The following is a 16,265-nucleotide window of genomic DNA, read 5'->3' as shown; positions in this document are numbered from 1 at the left end:
TTCACTACGTTCGGGCTGCCGCCCTGTTCGTCTCGGCGAGAGCCCGTTCGCTCGACGGAGCCGTTCCCCTCGACCGCACGGTCACGCGTGCATGCCTTGGGCTGAGCAGGTCGAACCGAACTTCTTCGTCAGCGGTCGGCGAACCCCCGGTGCCGCGCCCAGGCACCGCCCGAGCTTCCACGAAAGAGCCACATGACTGAGTACAGCCAGCCCGCGCGGGTGGCGATCGTCGGTGCCGGAAACATCGCCGACGGCTGTCACATGCCCGCCGTCCAGGCCCAGAGCGGCGAGGCGACCGTCATCGCCGTGGTCGACGTCGACCTGCGGCGCGCCGAGGACTTCGCCGCCCGCTGGGGCATTCCCGCCGCCTACGACAGCCTCGACCGGATGCTCCGGGAGCAGCACCCGGACCTGGTCATCGTCTGCACGCCCCCGATCGCCCACGGCGAGGCCATCACCGCCTGTTTGGACGCCGGCGCGTCGGTGTGGTGCGAGAAACCCCCCACCCTCTCGGTCGCCGAGTACGACGCCGTCGCCGCCCACGAGCGCGAGGGCGGCCCCTACGTCTCCTACGTCTTCCAACACCGGTTCGGGTCCGCCGCCCGGGCCTTGCGGGAGCGCATCCGCACCGGCAGCCTCGGTGCTCCTCTGGTCGGTGTGTGCCACACCCTGTGGTACCGGGACGACGCCTACTTCGACGTCCCCTGGCGCGGCAAGTGGGAGACCGAAGGCGGCGGTCCCACCATGGGCCACGGCATCCACCAGATGGACCTCATGCTGGCCCTGATGGGGGAATGGACCGAAGTCCGCGCTGCCATGGGCACGTTGGCGCGGAACGTGGAGACCGAGGACGTCTCCATGGCGATGGTCCGCTTCGCCAATGGCGCCATGGTGTCCATGGTCAACAGCCTGCTCTCCCCCCGCGAGACCAGCTACCTGCGCTTCGACTTCCCCGAGGCCACGGTCGAGCTGTCCCACCTCTACGGCTACGACAACTCCCACTGGACGTGGACCCCCGCACCCCACCGGGCCGAGGCCACGGCTGCCGAGCTCGGGGCACCGCTCGACGACGAGGCCAGTTCGCACGCGGCGCAGCTGCGCGTGCTCCTGCGGTCGCTGCGCGCCGGGGAACGCCCCGAGGCCAGTGGTGACGACGGCCGCCGCGTCCTGGCGTTCATCGCCGCCCTGTACCAGTCGGCGACGACCGGACGTCCCGTCACCCCGGACATGGTCACGCCGGACAACCCCTTCTACCACTCGATGAGCGGTCGCCTCGCGGCCGCTCAGGACAACGCCGACAAGGAGAAGACCGGTGTCTGACACCCACTTCCGGATCGACCGCGACGACGCCGGGACCGAGTTCGTGGTGTCGGCCGCGGGCACGGAGCTCGCCACGTACGTCTACCGGCCGGACAGTCCTCTCGAGGAATCCCCCAAGCCGTATCTCTACCCGTTGAAGACCCTGTCCGGTGCGCCCGTGGGTGTCTACCGGCCCTGGGACCACCGCTGGCACAAGGGCCTGCAGATGACCTGGTCGCATCTGTCCGGCGACAACTTCTGGGGTGGGCCCACCTTCGAACAGGGCGCGCCCGGCCATGGCTACGTCTGGCGCGAGAACCACGGCCAGCAGGTGCACCGCGCCTTCGACCGGCAGGACGACAGCGGCAGCGAGGTGTCGGTCGTCCAGGTCCTGGACTGGTTCGCCTCCAATGACGAGGTGTGGATCGACGAGACCCGCACCCTGCGCTTCCACGGCGCCGACACCGGCGACGGTGTCTGGGCGCTGGACTTCATCAGCGCCCTGACCAACGTTCACCACGAGCCCCTGGAACTGGGCAGCCCCACCACACACGGCCGCCCGGGCGCCGGCTACACAGGACTGTTCTGGCGCGGACCTCGGGCCTGGACCGGCGCGGACGTCATCGCCGACGGGGGCCATGAAGGCGACGCCGTCATGGGCACCCAGGGCGCCTGGGCGGCCATCACCGGCGAGCACGACGAGATCGACGGCGGTGCCACCGTACTCGCCTACGCCGGTACCACCAGCGCCTCCGTCCCGGTGAAGTGGTTCGCCCGCAGCAGCGCCTTCGCCTGCCTCAACCCCTCGCCCGCCTTCGACACGGAGATCAAGCTGGAACCCGGTGAGACCCTGTCCCTGAGCCACCGCTTCGTGTTCATCGACCGCATGGTGGACCGCCGTGAACTCGAGCCGATCGCGCAGGAGTTCGCGCTGTGACCTCCTTCCCCGACTTCCCCGGAGCCGTGGGGCTCAGCCAGCTCGAGGTGTACCCCTGGCCCACGGCGGACGACGAACACGGCGGCTCGCCCCACATGCACCTCGCCTGCGCGGAGTGCTACGTCGTCGTCAGTGGCCGCGGCCGACTGGAAACCCTCAACCACCATGGGCACACGACGACCGAGCTTCACCCCGGAGACACGGTCTGGTTCACCCCGGGCACGATCCACCGCGCCATCAACGACGAAGATCTGCGCGTGATCGTCGTCATGCAGAACAGCGGCCTCCCCGAAGCAGGCGACGCGGTCATGACCTTCCCGTCCGAGTACCTCGCCCCCGAGACCTACCCGGACGCGGCCTCCCTCCTCGACGCCGACGGCAGCCCCAGCCCCGAGCGCGCGCAGGCCCGCAGGGACCTGGCCGTCGAGGGGTTCGGGGAGCTGACGCGGCAATGGCGGCGCGGCAATCGCTCGGCGTACGAGGAGTTCTGCACGGCAGCCGTGCGACTCGTCCAGCCACGACTGGACGCCTGGGAGGAGACGGTCAACGACGGTGCGCTGGCCGCCGCACAGGAGGCACTGCGGCAGATCAGCGCGCTACGGAGGGGCGACTTCAACCACCTGTCCGAAGCGGCCCTTTCGCGTATCGCCCAACCGCCCCGGCAGACCCTGGGTATGTGCGGTTTCCTGCGCGCCTACGACCCGGTCCGCCGGGCCGGCACCTCCGCCGCCCCTCAGTGACGCCCCCACCCCCGCTCGGTGCGCGTCGCGCACTGCCAAGCCGGTAGGTGGAGAGAGCATGTCCAACGGGTGCTGATGTGCCCGGGTTCGAACCAAGGAAGGCGTTTCGATGAGTTCGATGCTGCCGGAAGGCGATGGGAGCGCCGACGCGGCGACCACTCCGATCTTGTCAGGGATGTATCCCGATCCAACGGTATGCCGGGTCGGCGAGGACTTCTTCCTGGCGAATTCGTCGTTCGAGTACAGCCCTGGCGTCCCGATCTGGCATTCCCGGGACCTGGTGTCCTGGCGTCAGATCGGCAACGCCCTGACGAGGGACGATCAGTTCCCCGCGGGCCGGTCGCCGTCGAGCCGCGGCGTCTACGCCCCGACGCTGCGCCACCACGAGGGGCGGTTCTGGCTGATCACCACGAACATCGACGACGCTCGGGGTGGTCATCAGATCTACCACGCGACCGACCCGACCGGGCCGTGGTCCGCGCCGGTCTGCCTGACCGCACTCGACGGTATCGATCCGGACCTGGCCTGGGACGACGAAGGAACGTGCCTGGTCACCTACTGCTCGTGGTCCGAGACCGAGATCGGCATCAGACAGGTCGCGGTCGATCCGGAGCAGGGTGTGGTCCTCGAGCAGCCACGCTGGATCTGGCACGGCACCGGCCTGGCCCATTCCGAAGGGCCGCACCTGTACCGGCGGGGCGACTGGTGGTATCTGGTCATCGCCGAAGGCGGCACCGACCGGGGGCACGTGGTGTCGGTCGCACGCTCACGCAGCCCCCGAGGACCGTTCGAGGCCGCCGCGAACAATCCGGTCTTCACCCACCGCAGCACGGCTCATCCCGTCCAGAACGTCGGTCATGCCGATCTGGTCGAGCGCCCCGACGGGACGTGGGCAGCGGTGTATCTCGGCACACGGCCGCGAGGCCGCAGTCCGCGCTTCCACGTCAACGGGCGTGAGACGTTCCTCGCCGACGTCTCCTGGGTGGAGGACTGGCCACAGTTCGAGCCTGCGAGCCTACGCGTCCCCACCGGGCAGCGGGACTTCGAGGACGACCTCTCCTCGCCCGGACTGCATCTCAGGTGGGTTTCGCCGGGAGAGCGTCCCGACCGGTTCGTCCGCAGCGTGCCGGAAGGGGTGGTCGTGGGGCACGCACCGAGCGAGACCGGTGAGCCCTCGGGCCTGTTCACCCGGGTCGGCGGAGACCACTGGGAGGCCGACTTCCTCGTGGATCCGGGGGTGGGTGCGTTCACCGTCGCGCTACGGCTCGATGGTGCTCATTGGTACGGGCTGCGCGTCGCCGACGGCGAAGTCACGGCCGTCGCACGGATCGGACAGATCCAGACAGCTCTCGGCTCCCGCCCACTGCCCGACTCCCCTGTCACCCTCCGCATCCGTTCCACGGAGCCGACCTGGAACGGACCGGACGACATCGAACTGGGCATCGATGACGGAACCGGCACCGATGTCCTCGCCCGCCTGGACGGACGCTATCTCTCCACCGAAGTGGCGGGCGGGTTCACCGGGCGCTTGGTCGGTGTGTGGACCGAGTCTCGGGAGATCCTTGTCCGCCGGGTCCGGTTCGCCGAACAGCGTGCGTGAAACCGCCCCCGTGACGGACGTACTCTCCTCCCCCGGGTTCTGCCTCAGGAGGCGCCTTCCCGGTTCGGGATCCGGAACCGACATGGCCCAGGTGCTCATGGCGTCGAGGATGTCGCGCAGCCCCTCGCGGGCATCACGCTGAGCCGGCGGGTGCTTCTCCGAGTCCACTGCCGGATTCGGCGTGCCGCGCGGGATTGCGGTCTGCCGCGAGGCACGCACGTTCGCCGCGCAGCAGCACGCGGACCGTCACCGGGTATGTTCAGGAGGCCCGGCCGCACTGTCATGGTCCGGGCTTTCAGCGATCATGGAGTGCTCTAGTTCAAGCACATGCCACGGTTTCACGGCCACTGCGACGCGCGTTTCGCCGCCGGTGCGGACCGGATCCGAGGAGAACTTCCGGGAGCGGAGCGACCTTGGCGCCTCGGTGGCCGTCGACCCTCGTCCTGGAAAGATTCCTGTCCTGACACTTCCGGCTGTACCAGGATTCGCAGCCCGTCGCATGGATCGTGTCGTTCGCCGTGTCCGACGCGGACGCCGCCGCGCGGCAGGTGACGGCGGTCGGCGGGACGGTGCCGCTCGGGCCGATGGACGCGTGCGGCGTGGGCCGCTTCGCGGTGGCCGTCGCCCCGGCCGGTGCCGTCTTCCAGCTGTGGCAGGCGTGCGCCTTCCCGGGTGCCGGGCTGTTCAACGCGCCCGGCGCGCTGGGCTGGGTGGAGCTGCTCACCCGCGAACCCGAACGGGCCGTGGACTTCTGCACGGGGCGGGCGGCACCATGCTCAAGGCGTGTACCGGGCCGGCGACGAGGGCGAGGGCTGAGGCTCTACGGCTGTCGACGGTTGCGCGGCTCGCGCGGCGGAGCAGCTCGGCGATGCCCTCGACTCCTCGGCGTCCGCCGCGCCACCCCGCCGCCGCACGGTACTCGACGTGCTGTGATCCGCCCTCACGCCAGCGGAGTCACCGTCACCTGGTCGATGACCGGGGCGTTCGCGGAGCGCTGCCCGTGCGGGTTCGTGGTGACGCCGTCGAAGTCAAGGAGTTCGTCGGCGGTGAAGGTGACGGTGTTGGTGCCCCGCTTCAGGGTGACGGGGACGGAGAGGTCCCAGAAGTTGTTGAAGTGGAAGGTGGTGGGAAACAGGACCCGGCGCGGGGCGTGTCCGTCGACGGCGATGTCCACATGGCGGCAGATCGGGTCCGGGTTGTAGTGCGTGGCGGGCGCCTGCTCCCCGTTGGAGTAGCGGATCGTCAGCGCGTGCCGCCCCTCGCGCTCGGCCGTCACCGTCAGGGTGAGGGCGTTGTCCGGCCCGCCGCCGATCCCGTCCACCGCCTTGCCCCCGGTGGCGTACGGGTGGGCGCCGGTGACCCGCGCGGCACCGGTGAGGACGCCGGCCTCGGCGGGGTACGCGGTGACCGGCAGCAGCGCGCGCGACGGGCCGACCCGCAGCCGGTCCACGACGAGCCGGTCCGACGCCGCGGTGATCGTCACCTTGTTGACGCCTCCGGCCAGGAACAGCGCAACGGGGCCGCGGGCGACGCCCCCGACGTCCTCGCCGTTGACCGTCAGCCGGCCCTCCCCGGGGCCGAGCAGGTCGACGGTCACGGTCGCCTCGCCGTCGCCGTCCGCGTGCACCCAGAAGGTGACGGTGCCGCCCTTCGGCAGTACGGCGGCGCCGGGGCCCGAGACGCCGCGGTAGGCGTAGTCCACGCGGGCACCGCCGCCGAGGCAGGCGTATTCGGCCTCGTACAGGGCGGGTGCGGTGACGTGGTCGTCGCGCAGGGCCAGGTCGAGCTTGTCGATCACCGCGTCGCCCTCGGTGGCGCCGAGGTCGGGATCCTGCGCGGACAGGGTGATCCGGTGCCGGCCGGCGATCAGCTCCACGCGGGTGTCGGTGTGGCCCCACACCGCCCACTTGTAACCGAGCGGCAGCAGCAGCTCGCGGGGGTCCTCGCCGTCGACGCGCAGGAAGACGTTGGCGGGGCCCGGCTCACGCACCAGGTCGGCCTGGTTGTGGGAGTTGGCCTGGACCCTGACGTCGTACGTGCCATCCTGCGGAACCTCGACGTCGAAGGCGAGCACGCCGTCGGAGCCGGTGCGCAGGCCCCCCACGTGGTAACCGCCCGAGGTCGCGAACTGGTTGACGGCGGACGGTGATCCCTCGGGCCCGTTCTTCGAGTAGCCGCTGCCCGTGTACGTCGCGTCCTCGGCCTCGTACGTCCGCCGCCAGCCGACCGAGGGCGGCCTGAGCGGGGCTCCGTTGCCACCCGGCGAGAGGATCACGTGGTAGGCGGACATCTCGTCGAGGCCGGTCAGGTGAACGGTCGCCCTGCCGTCCAGGACGGGAAGTTCCTCGTCGCCGAGCCGCGGCGGCTGTGCGCAGGCGCCGAGCTGGCCCGTCCAGGGGATCTCCTCCAGCCGGACGTGGACGACCGTGCCGAGGACGTCCGGGTCGATGCCCTCGAAGACGAGCTCCACGGCCCCGCTCGTTCCGCCGAGCAGTGCCCTGGCCTGGCGCTTCTCCCGGTCGAGCGTGGCGAGACCCTGCAGTGTGTACTGCGTGTTGGGATGGGGCGCGGTGACCCGGACGGTGTTCCCGGTCATCCGGCCGTAGGCGTTGAACAGCCACCACTGGCCGTTGCCCTTGTTCGCCTCCACCACCGAGTCGTTGATGTTGCCGGCGATGTTCCAGTACGCCATGTCGGCGTCGACCTTGGACTCCTCGATCGCGGCGATCCACTGGACCATCTGCCCGGGCACGGAGAGGTGGTAGTTGTGCGCGTACTCGTTGATGTTGACGGGCAGCGGGCCGATGCCCAGCTCCCGCTCCATGGCGCGGTAGCGGGCGACGCTCGTACGCACCTCGGCCGGCGAGGACAGTTCGTGCCAGGTGATCACGTCGGGCAGGACGTCGTGGGCCTTGGCGAACTCCAGGAAGTCCCTGACTTCGGGGTGGAGGACGGAGGTGTTGGGACCGGCGATCCGTGCCCCTGGGTGCAGGCCCCTGATGAGGCGGCACGTGTGCTCCCAGGCCGCGAAGTAGTGCCGCGGGTCGTCGCGCCAGGAGACCCGGTCGTAGCTCCACTCCTCCGTGCCGAACATGTTGAGCTCGGGTTCGTTGAACGGCACGTACACGACGTGCGACTTGTGCGCGTCGAGCGCCAGTACCTGTTCGACCTGTCTTCGGATCCTCGCGGTGAAGTCGGCGAGCCGTTCCTCGCCCGTTGCGCCGGGCCACTCGTAGGGGAAGCCGCGGTAGATGTCCGTCATGTAGACGTAGACGTCCTTGCCACCGGACTCCACGAAGGCGGGGAGGACCTCCAGGGCGTCGGCGCCGGGGTGCTGGACGCCGTCCTGGGCCTTGGTCGCGAGCGTGCGGACGTACATGCCCTCGACGAGGACGCGGCTGGGCACACCGTCGCCGTACAGGCCGAAGAGCGAACCGCTCGCGCCGCCGTGGAAGGGGCCCGTCTCGGTGCCGAGGTCGATGGTTAGGGTCTCGGGGGCGTCGGCTGCCACTGCATCCAGCTTTCGTTCGAAATTTCGCATGCCAGTCGATGAATCGAACCGGTTCGCTAGAACGTAAGAGGACATGTCGACCACGTCAATGGTCTGCAGGCCCCCGAAACTTCCGAAACTCCGACCGGGGCGGCCACGCCCCCCAGGTCACCCGCTGCGCTCCGTCGACACCCTCGACTCCGAGGCACTGGCCGCGCTCGCCCCGGACGTGGTGCTCACCCAGGACCTGTGCGAGGTGCGCGCGGTCTCCTACAGCGGGGTGTCGGAGGCGGTCCGTGTCCTGGACGGCGGCGGGCCGAAGGTGCTGAGCCGGAGCCCCGCACCTTGGATGACGTGCTCGACTGTCTGGTGCGGGTGGGGGGCCTGCTGGGTGTTCGGGGCGTCGCCGAACAGCGCAGCCCGGCTGCGGAACCGGCTCGCGGCCGTACGGCGGCTGACCGCGGGGCGTCGGCGCGCCCGTGGGGTGGCCATCGAATGGCTCGATCCGCTGTGGCCGGCCGGGCACCGGGTGCCCGAACAGCTCGCCTGCGCGGGCGCTGAGCCGCTGCTCGCGGCGCCCGGCGAGCACACCAAGCCCATGGAGCGGGCGGCCGTACGCGCCGCCCGGCCGGACGTCGTCCTCGTGCTGCCGTGCGGCTTCAGCCCCGAGCGCACCCTGAGCGAACGCGAGTTGCTCACCTCGCTGCCGGGCTGGGACGAACTGCCCGCCGGGCGGGCCGGGGAGGTCTGGGTCCTGGATGGGCCTGCCCGTTTCAACCGGCCCGGGCCGCGTGTCGTGCGCGGTGCCGAGGTCCTCGCTCAGGTGCTGCACGGCGTGGCGGCCGGGGAGCCCGTGGGCGAGACTGAGGCGCGGCGGCGACGGCCCCGGCCGGCGCGCGAGCGGGTGCGGATGCGGTCATGTCTGCGTGGCCCCCTGCCTGGGTGCGGGCCGGCGGCCGGTCAGGTTGTGGCCGGTGAGCAGTGTCACCTGGGGCAGGCCGGTGCGGGGATGCTCGGTGACGTCCGCCTCGACGCGGTAGACGTCGGCCGGCAGGGCGGGAGCGAGGACGTCCCGTGGTGCGCCGTGGGCGACCACGCGTCCGGCCCGCATCGCGCAGAGGCGGTCGCAGGACGAGGCGGCGAGGTTGAGGTGGCGCAACGCGACCACGGCGGTGACTCCGAGGCGGCGGACGAGACGGAGCGCGTCGAGCTGGTGGCGCAGGTCGAGGTTTCCGACATTGCTTCGAGGTGGGCGAGCACGGACACGCTCAGTCGGCGCCAACGCCTCCTCATCTACTGAGGTCCATCAGGAGGATGCCGTCGCCCTCGCCCTCGGCACCGCCCTCCACTTTCAATCCGAAGGCCATTTGCGTGCCGTCGGGCGATACGACCGGGTTGTTGGCCCCGAAGCCCTTGTAGTGGTTGAACGTGGTCATCCGCTCGAACGTCCCGGAGCCATCCAGCGAAAGGCGCCAGATGTCGACCATGCCGGGGGACAGGGCGATGGCGAAGTCTCGCTCGACCATTGTGTAACGGCCGGCCGGGTCGGTGCCTTCCGCTTCGTCGAAGAGCAGCGAGGTCGGCGCGTAGTCCTTGATGGCGCCGGTGTCGAGGTTGACGCCCATGACCTGTCCGCCCTTGTGAAAGTAGGCGGAGAAGATCAGTTCGTCGTCGGGGTCGGCGTCCCCATCGGGCAGGGACCGGAAGTCCTGAGCCTCAACGGCGGGTGTGACCAGGGAGACATCGCGCTTGTCGAGGGCAACCGTCCGATCGGTGATCTCCGGCCTGCCGTTGCGGTAGACGATTCGACCCGTAAGGATCTTCGACTTGCCCACCAGGGCTTCGGTGATCACGTCCGGCATCTTGGTGAAGTCGATGGTCGACTGGTTCCACGCGATGCGGGTGGAACCAGATTGCTTGGACACCGCGACGCCCTCCCAGCAGCTCTCGCCGAGACGGACCGGGGCACGTGTGCCCAAAGGCCGCTGGAGCACCCACAGTTCGCCGCGGAAGCGGTCGCCCTCGGGGTCGTCGGCACTGCGCTCAGCCACCGCGCACATGACGATGTCGCCGTTGGTCAGGTGGTGCGCCCGTAGCACTCCCCCGTGGAGTGCAGACGTCGTGGTCAGATTGCGGCTCGCGCCGGTCGCCAGGTCGTATTCCCAGAGGTCACCGATCGGAGCGTCGAGGAAAGCAAGGCGCTTCCCGTCGGGAGACCAATCGGCCCGCTGCGGTGCGCCGCCGTTCGGAAGTTGGATGTCCAGCAGCCGGATGTGGTCGGGCAGATGGTCAACCGGTGAGCCGTCGAGGGTGCCCTTGTCCGGATCGAAGTTCAGCCCCGACCGCTGACTCGTAGCCACGACCGACGACGTGCTCGTGTCCGCTGCCTTGACCGGCAGTGCGTGAACCTGAACCGGCAGGCACGCCAGGACGAACGATCCCGCGAGCGTGGTTAAGTGACGGATTCTCATGTTTGGGCAGCCTGGCATGTCCACGACGTCAATGCAAGAACCTTCTTGCATTTCGCAAGAAGGTCACCTTGGCCCTGGGGCGCAGCGGCTCCCTCCGTCTCCTTACAATTGCACCCATGCCAGTGCCGACGCGGACGAGAATCCTTGACGCGGCGTGGGATCTGTTCCTGCGGCAAGGTTTCACCGGGACGACCGTGACGCAGATCGAGGCGGCCGCGGCCCTGTCGGCCGGGAGCGGCAGCTTCTATCGGCACTTCCGGTCGAAGAAGGAGGTGCTCCAAGCGGTCGTCGACCGCGAGGTCGACCGCGCCGACACCGAGCGGCAAACGGGCCCCGAGCCCGAGGAGACCGGAGGCGACGTGCGGATCGCGCTCGCGCTCGAGTTCGAACGCCGGCTCGCCAACCTGCGGCGGCTCCACCCGCTCATGGAGCTCGTCGCGCGCGAGCGCGACCATCTCGGAGCATCGGTCGACCATCTCGGCGAGCTCTTGGTCGCCCGCAACGTCAGTATCCGTTCGCAGCGCCTAGCCGGCTGGATGGCAGCCGGGGCGATCCCGACGCGCGACGCGGAGGCCCTCGCGGCGGTCATTACCTTCGCGCTCACCGGCTACCACCTGTCGGTCCGATTCTTCGGACACCAGCCCACCGGAGTCAGCGAGGAAGCCCTGATCACCACGCTCGTCGACCTCGTCGCAGGCGTATAGCACGCCACGCCGCCGTTCCATGAGGCAATGCCGGAAAGCCATGATGCATTCTGATTCGTCAAGCAGCTCTGCGGGTGGGCGTGTTCGTGGCGGTGAGCGGCCTCGTGGGGGCGGCTGCCACTGACTGTTCGGATGCGCTGGTAGTCCGCCGACAGCGCGGACTCGTCCTCCCCTGACGCCCGGTCCGGGGCCAGCCGCACCGCCACGGCCAGCTCGTCCCACTCGGCCCGCACCTCGGACAGCTGCTTGACCAGCTGCTCTTCGAGTTCATCCAGCTCCGCGCGGCGCGCGGTGATCCGCTCATACACCTCGGGGTGCACCATGCGCCGGAGCGTCCGAGCGCAACCCGAGACCGCGGATGAGGTACCGGCAACCCGCACCTGCCAGACGATCTACGCCCCAGACTGCCGCCTTGCCGAGCAGCCCCGGCGTCAGGCCGTCCGGATCCGGTCCCGCACCTCCGGCCGCACCTCGAACCCGGCCGCCTTGTACGTGGCGACGCCGCCGACGTTGGAACTCGGCGTGCACACACGTACGCTCGACGAGCCCATCTCCCGCAACGCGGCCGCCCCGGCCACGGTGATCGCCCGACCATAGCCGCGACCACGGTGGTTCTCGTGGACGCCCATCGGCTCGACGAGCCCCGGCTTCCCCGGGCCGGCCGACCACACCGTCACCACCGCCGCCACGCTGCCCCGGTCGTCATAGGCGCCCAGGCAGCGGGCGTCGGCGTAGAACGGTCCCGCCGACATCGCGTGCCAGTACTCGCGCGTAGGCCGAGAGGTGTTGAACGCCGACCGCAGGACGTCGGCGAAGTCCTGCGCCTGCTCCGGGCCGATCGACTCGATCCGCACGCCGGGGTCCTCCACCGGCTCGGTGAGGTCGCGGAAGAGCGGCGTCCACGGCTCGTCGACGCCCCAGCCCTCCTTGCTCAACAGGTCGTGAAGCAGCAGGCCCAGCGGCGCCTCGATGCACACCGCTCCTTCCCGCAGTACGCCGCGCTCAGGCAGCGACAAGTCCTCGACGAGCCGCCGCGCCAAGTCCTCATCCTGGAAAGTGTCCGGAGCGACCGTCATCCGCACCAGCGAAGGCGAGTCGAGCATCCCGACCGCGAGAATTCGCCCGTCCCGACTCCAGGTCCGGACCGCCGCGGCCGTCTCGGCCGTTCCGAACCGGTAGTTCCAGCCGATGTCCCCGGAATGCAACTGCATCGGTGCTTCGTCGTACTGCCACTCCCGCAGCGCGGCCATGGCCTCGCGTACCCCGTCGACGGTCGGCGTACCCAGCACAATCGTCATAGCCGGGATCAGACACTCCACCCCGAAGGTCCGCAACCGATTAACCGGGCCGACCGCTGCTCCCGCAGCGGCCCGACCAAGAGCTTCTGCTCCGCCCCTGCCGGACGATCTATACCTCAGACTGCCGCCCACGAGCCTGACAAGGCGTCAGCAAGGTCTGCATCAGGTCAGCAAGAGTCCTGCCGCAGCTGCCCAGGAGTTACCCGACCACCTCCCGCCACGCGGCCACCAACGCTGACCCGTTTCCGCAGGTCAGCGCACTCTTCCCCGCGGTTTCAACGGCACCGGCGGCAGCTCCGGCGCGGGCAGTGGAGCCCCGTCGTACCCCTTCACCTCGCCGAACCGCGACCCTGCCATCCAGCCCCGCCGCGCCTGTTCGATCTCCTCCTGCGTCCGCCCGACCAGTTCCAGAACATAGCGAATCCTGCGCGCAGCATCCGCGGTCGTGGTGGTCGAAGTGTCCCCACCCGTACAGGATTTGGTATCGGTCGGCGGCCGGGCGGCAGTTGGAGGAGTCCGGGTTCGCGGCACAGGATGCGGCCGTCGAGCGTTTGACGGAAATGCCGAGCTGTACGCGCAGCTGCAGGGCCAGGCCCCGCCCGGCTTCGGAGTGCCGGAGCCTGAGCCGGAGTCCGCGGTGTTTCACCGGATACGTCGCAGGGCCAAGGAGCCGAGCGAAGCTCAGAGAGCCCCCGACAGCCCGAAGCCCGGAAGCAGTTGGTAGGTCCACCGCAGGAATCCCGACCGGGTTACCCACTACGTGGACCTCGCGGCCGCCTACTGGCCGGCACCCCGGTCACCGCGATCGCTACCGACGGGGCCCTGGCACAGACGCAACGCCTCATCGACACCCTCCTCCAGGACCCCGGCCGCACGGTGCACTGGCCGCTGTACGGGCCGGCCGGAGTGCCTTTGGAGGTGGTGCTGGGCGACGTGAAGGCCCTGGCGACTCTGGTCCTCCACCACGCGGCGCCCGAGGAGCCGCCGCTCGCCGGGGTTCCCGGGAGTCCGTGATCGTCAACACGTCAGGCGATCAAGAGCGCAGGCAGCCACTCACAGCCAGCACGAGGGCACAATGGGACGAACCACACAGCCCTGCGCCCAGCCAATTCAGACCCGACGCCCGCTCGGGAAAGGCTGTGGGTCTCCGTGCTGCAAGTCCGGGCGAGCAAGGCCGCCGTGGCCCTGTCGCTACCACGTCCCCAGATATGGGCTCAGTGTGGGCTGCGGTGCGTCCAGAGAAGTGGTGAAGAGGGCGTGGCGCTGCCCGACGTGACTCCCCGGTCCGACCCATCTCGCCCTCGTCGAACGCACCCAATCAGCACCGAGCCGACGTGTATCCATTCGTGTCCTGTGGGCTGCCGTGATCGTTGCAGGACTGAGCCCGATCCAGGCATCGCCGGTCCTTGAGTGAGCTGGAGGACCGATGGAAGCCGAGAACGTGACTGCGTTCGGTCGGACAGAGGGCTCGAGAACTTCTGAGCCGGGGGGCGCAGCTATGTGGAGGGTGCAGTGGTGAGCTCGCTTGACCCGGTGCTGCGGGTGCGAGGTGTGCGGAAGGGCTACCGGCAGCGTCCTGTCCTGCGCGGAGTGTCGCTTGACCTTTCTGCGGGTCAACTGGTGGGCGTCGTCGGTGAGAACGGCGCCGGTAAGAGCACCCTGCTGCGCATCCTGGCCGGAGATCTCGTCGCTGATGGCGGTGTAGTGGAGCGGGCCGGCCTGCTGGGCTGTTGCCCGCAGGACACCGTGCTTCACCAGGCTTTCACCGTCGAGCAGCACTTGCAGTTCTTCCAGGCCGCCTACGGCATCAGCAGCCTGACCAGGTCCTTAGAGCTGTTGGAGCGGTTGAACTTCAGCGACTACCGGCACGAACGGGTGGGCGCGCTCAGCGGCGGCACACGCCAGAAACTCAACCTGGTCCTCGCCCTGATGCACGACCCTCAGGTGCTGCTCTTGGACGAGCCGTATCAGGGCTTCGACTGGGAGACCTACCTGCGGTTCTGGGATTTGGCAGCCGACTTGCGGGACCGGGGCTGCGCGGTACTGGTGGTCTCCCACCTTGCCTACGACGCCTCCCGCCTGGACACCCTGTACCGCCTTGAGGCTGGCGTACTGCAGGAGACGGAGCAGACCGAACCGGGGAGGGCAGCGGTATGACGCGGTGGTGGTCCTGCTTCCGTACGGCCTTGCGGTTCGCGCTGATCGAGCAGGCCCGTAACCGGCTGGCGCTGCTCATCGTGGTCTTGTTCGTGCCGCTGTGGACCACGCTGGCGTTCACGGTGGTGGAGTCTGCCCCCTTGCGGTTTCGGATTCGTCCGGTCGGCCGCACGGTGGTCATGGACGGCAACATCCTGCTCCAGATCAACGGTGCGCTGCAGGCCCTGTCGCTGGTCATCGCGTTCATGATGTTCGTCGCCACAGTCCGCTCCGCGCCGTTCGATCAGCGCCTGGTACGCGCTGGCTTTCCCCGGTCGGGTCTCGCGCTCGCCAAGTGCAGTGCGCTCCTTCTGGTCTCGGCCGTGGTCGCTGCCTACACCACCGCGTGGATGCATTTGTTCTGGCGGCCTGAGCAGCCCCTGGTGCTCGCCGCGGGTATGTTCACCGGCGCCCTGGTCTACGGCGGTATCGGGATGGTGCTGGCGGCCGTGGTGCGCAGCGAGCTGGCCGGCATGTTTCTCGCCATCATGATCAGTTCTATTGATCTGGTGCTGCAGAACCCGCTGATCAACCCGGACGCGGACAGTCTCGTGGTGCGTTTGCTGCCGGCCTACGCCGCGGTGCAGACCTCTGTGGCTGCCGCCGGTCTGCGGGTGGTGCCGGCCAGTTGTCTGCTGCTGGGGGGAGGCTGGGCGGTGGGCATAGCTGCGCTGGGCATTACCGTCTTCGCCGCCCGGACCCGCACCCGCCTCCCGCGCGCGGGGGCCAGGGCAGCGTCGACGGGCGTCGAGCATGCTGCGCCGGTGTCGTGACCGGCCCGGTGCGAGGGTCGTTTGGGCGATGAACGCCGCGCACGGCGACAGCGTGACCATGTGAGGGACGGGGGCTTTCAGGGTGCCGGACGACGAGGCTGCGGCTTCGGCTGCTTCACCGGTCGCATCAGCCGCGCCGCCCGGCCAAGGGCGCCTGGGGGTGCAGGAGTTGGTGCCTCGAACGGAGGCGCGCTGGGCGTGGCTGCTCAGTGACGGCGGCGAGCCCCGGAACTGGATGCTGCTCCTGGCCCCGCTGCTGGGCTGGCACGCCGACGGCTGGGCCGGCATCGGCTGGGGCGTGATCGCGGCGGTGTTCACCGCGGTGCTGCCTACGTTGATCCTTCGGTTCGGCGAGCACCGCCAGTACTGGGGAGACCGGCATGTGCGGCGGCGGCAGGACCGCATTGTGGCTGCCCCAGGGGTGATGGCCTCGGTCATCATCGGTACCGCACTGCTGTATGGGCTGGATGCTCCCGTCGAGGTGACGGCCCTGGTGGCGGCGATGGTCGCCGTTCTGCTCGCCCTGCTGGTGATCACCTTCTTCTGGAAGGTGTCGGTGCACTCCGCCGTCGCCTCCGGCGCCCTCGCCATTCTCGCAACGGTCTTCGGCCCCTGGTTGCTCGTGCTGGCTCCCGTGGTGGTGCTGATCGGCTGGTCCCGCATCCGGCTGCGCTGCCACACCGCCGGCCAGGTCAGCGTCGGGTTCCTCATCGGCGCGGCCGTCAGCTCACCCGTCTTCGACCTCGTGAGGTGATGG

Annotated in this window: 13 protein-coding genes and 2 pseudogenes; 11 read left to right on the top strand and 4 right to left on the bottom strand. The window is 69.5% G+C overall.

All coding sequences use genetic code 11. The annotated features are described in order from the left end of the window. Positions 1–192 precede the first annotated feature (192 nt). From A4E84_RS36660 to A4E84_RS45005, 5 genes and pseudogenes are all read left to right on the top strand, one after another. Positions 193–1,320: a Gfo/Idh/MocA family protein gene (locus A4E84_RS36660; protein ID WP_062930672.1), complete on the top strand. Its 1,128-nt coding sequence runs from the start codon at positions 193–195 to the stop codon at positions 1,318–1,320. Beyond that, positions 1,313–2,236: a DUF6807 domain-containing protein gene (locus A4E84_RS36655; protein WP_062930671.1), complete on the top strand. Its 924-nt coding sequence runs from the start codon at positions 1,313–1,315 to the stop codon at positions 2,234–2,236. Before A4E84_RS36660 ends, A4E84_RS36655 begins: the two co-directional genes overlap by 8 nt. After that, entirely contained in the window at positions 2,233–2,976 is a 744-nt protein-coding gene (locus A4E84_RS36650) for a cupin domain-containing protein (RefSeq protein WP_062930670.1), read from the top strand. Before A4E84_RS36655 ends, A4E84_RS36650 begins: the two co-directional genes overlap by 4 nt. Before the next feature lie 109 nt (positions 2,977–3,085). Further along, on the top strand, positions 3,086–4,576 hold the full coding sequence (locus A4E84_RS36645; RefSeq protein WP_063827536.1) for a glycoside hydrolase family 43 protein: 1,491 nt from the start codon (positions 3,086–3,088) through the stop codon (positions 4,574–4,576). A gap of 473 nt (positions 4,577–5,049) precedes the next feature. Continuing rightward, a pseudogene (locus A4E84_RS45005) lies at positions 5,050–5,334 on the top strand (VOC family protein); the annotation flags it as partial. 182 nt (positions 5,335–5,516) lie between these two features. Here A4E84_RS45005 and A4E84_RS36640 read toward each other — a convergent pair. Continuing rightward, positions 5,517–8,117 (bottom strand): cellulosome protein, encoded by a 2,601-nt coding sequence (locus A4E84_RS36640; protein WP_062930669.1) that lies wholly within the window; start codon positions 8,115–8,117, stop codon positions 5,517–5,519. Between the two features lie 43 nt (positions 8,118–8,160). Between A4E84_RS36640 and A4E84_RS45000 the strand changes: the two genes are divergently transcribed. Further along, entirely contained in the window at positions 8,161–9,366 is a 1,206-nt protein-coding gene (locus A4E84_RS45000) for a TroA family protein (RefSeq protein ID WP_237305059.1), read from the top strand. Here A4E84_RS45000 and A4E84_RS36630 read toward each other — a convergent pair. After that, positions 9,356–10,537, bottom strand: a complete 1,182-nt coding sequence (locus A4E84_RS36630; protein WP_159029664.1) for a TolB-like translocation protein — start codon at positions 10,535–10,537, stop codon at positions 9,356–9,358. The genes A4E84_RS45000 and A4E84_RS36630 overlap by 11 nt on opposite strands. Before the next feature lie 116 nt (positions 10,538–10,653). Between A4E84_RS36630 and A4E84_RS36625 the strand changes: the two genes are divergently transcribed. After that, on the top strand, positions 10,654–11,241 hold the full coding sequence (locus A4E84_RS36625) for a TetR/AcrR family transcriptional regulator (protein WP_063827595.1): 588 nt from the start codon (positions 10,654–10,656) through the stop codon (positions 11,239–11,241). A gap of 431 nt (positions 11,242–11,672) precedes the next feature. Here A4E84_RS36625 and A4E84_RS36620 read toward each other — a convergent pair whose 3' ends face one another. Next, complete coding sequence (locus tag A4E84_RS36620; RefSeq protein ID WP_062930666.1) at positions 11,673–12,539, bottom strand: GNAT family N-acetyltransferase; 867 nt, start codon at positions 12,537–12,539, stop codon at positions 11,673–11,675. 252 nt (positions 12,540–12,791) lie between these two features. Further along, positions 12,792–12,955: pseudogene (locus tag A4E84_RS44995) on the bottom strand (pirin family protein); the annotation flags it as partial. A 460-nt stretch (positions 12,956–13,415) separates the two neighbouring features. Here A4E84_RS44995 and A4E84_RS43145 point away from each other — a divergent pair. The 4 genes from A4E84_RS43145 to A4E84_RS36605 all read left to right on the top strand — a co-directional run bounded on the left by A4E84_RS43145 (position 13,416) and on the right by A4E84_RS36605 (position 16,262). Beyond that, complete coding sequence (locus A4E84_RS43145) at positions 13,416–13,553, top strand: hypothetical protein (protein WP_159029663.1); 138 nt, start codon at positions 13,416–13,418, stop codon at positions 13,551–13,553. Positions 13,554–14,054: 501 nt separating this feature from the next. Next, positions 14,055–14,696 carry an ABC transporter ATP-binding protein gene (locus A4E84_RS36615; protein WP_062931771.1) on the top strand — a complete coding sequence of 214 codons (642 nt, stop codon included), beginning with the start codon at positions 14,055–14,057 and terminating at the stop codon, positions 14,694–14,696. 29 nt (positions 14,697–14,725) lie between these two features. Continuing rightward, entirely contained in the window at positions 14,726–15,508 is a 783-nt protein-coding gene (locus A4E84_RS36610; RefSeq protein ID WP_159029662.1) for an ABC transporter permease, read from the top strand. Positions 15,509–15,680: 172 nt separating this feature from the next. After that, positions 15,681–16,262 (top strand): hypothetical protein, encoded by a 582-nt coding sequence (locus A4E84_RS36605; protein WP_237305058.1) that lies wholly within the window; start codon positions 15,681–15,683, stop codon positions 16,260–16,262. Positions 16,263–16,265 lie beyond the last annotated feature (3 nt).

It is taken from the genome of Streptomyces qaidamensis (assembly GCF_001611795.1).
Classification (GTDB): domain Bacteria; phylum Actinomycetota; class Actinomycetes; order Streptomycetales; family Streptomycetaceae; genus Streptomyces; species Streptomyces qaidamensis.
This window is presented reverse-complemented; position numbering and strand designations above follow the sequence as displayed.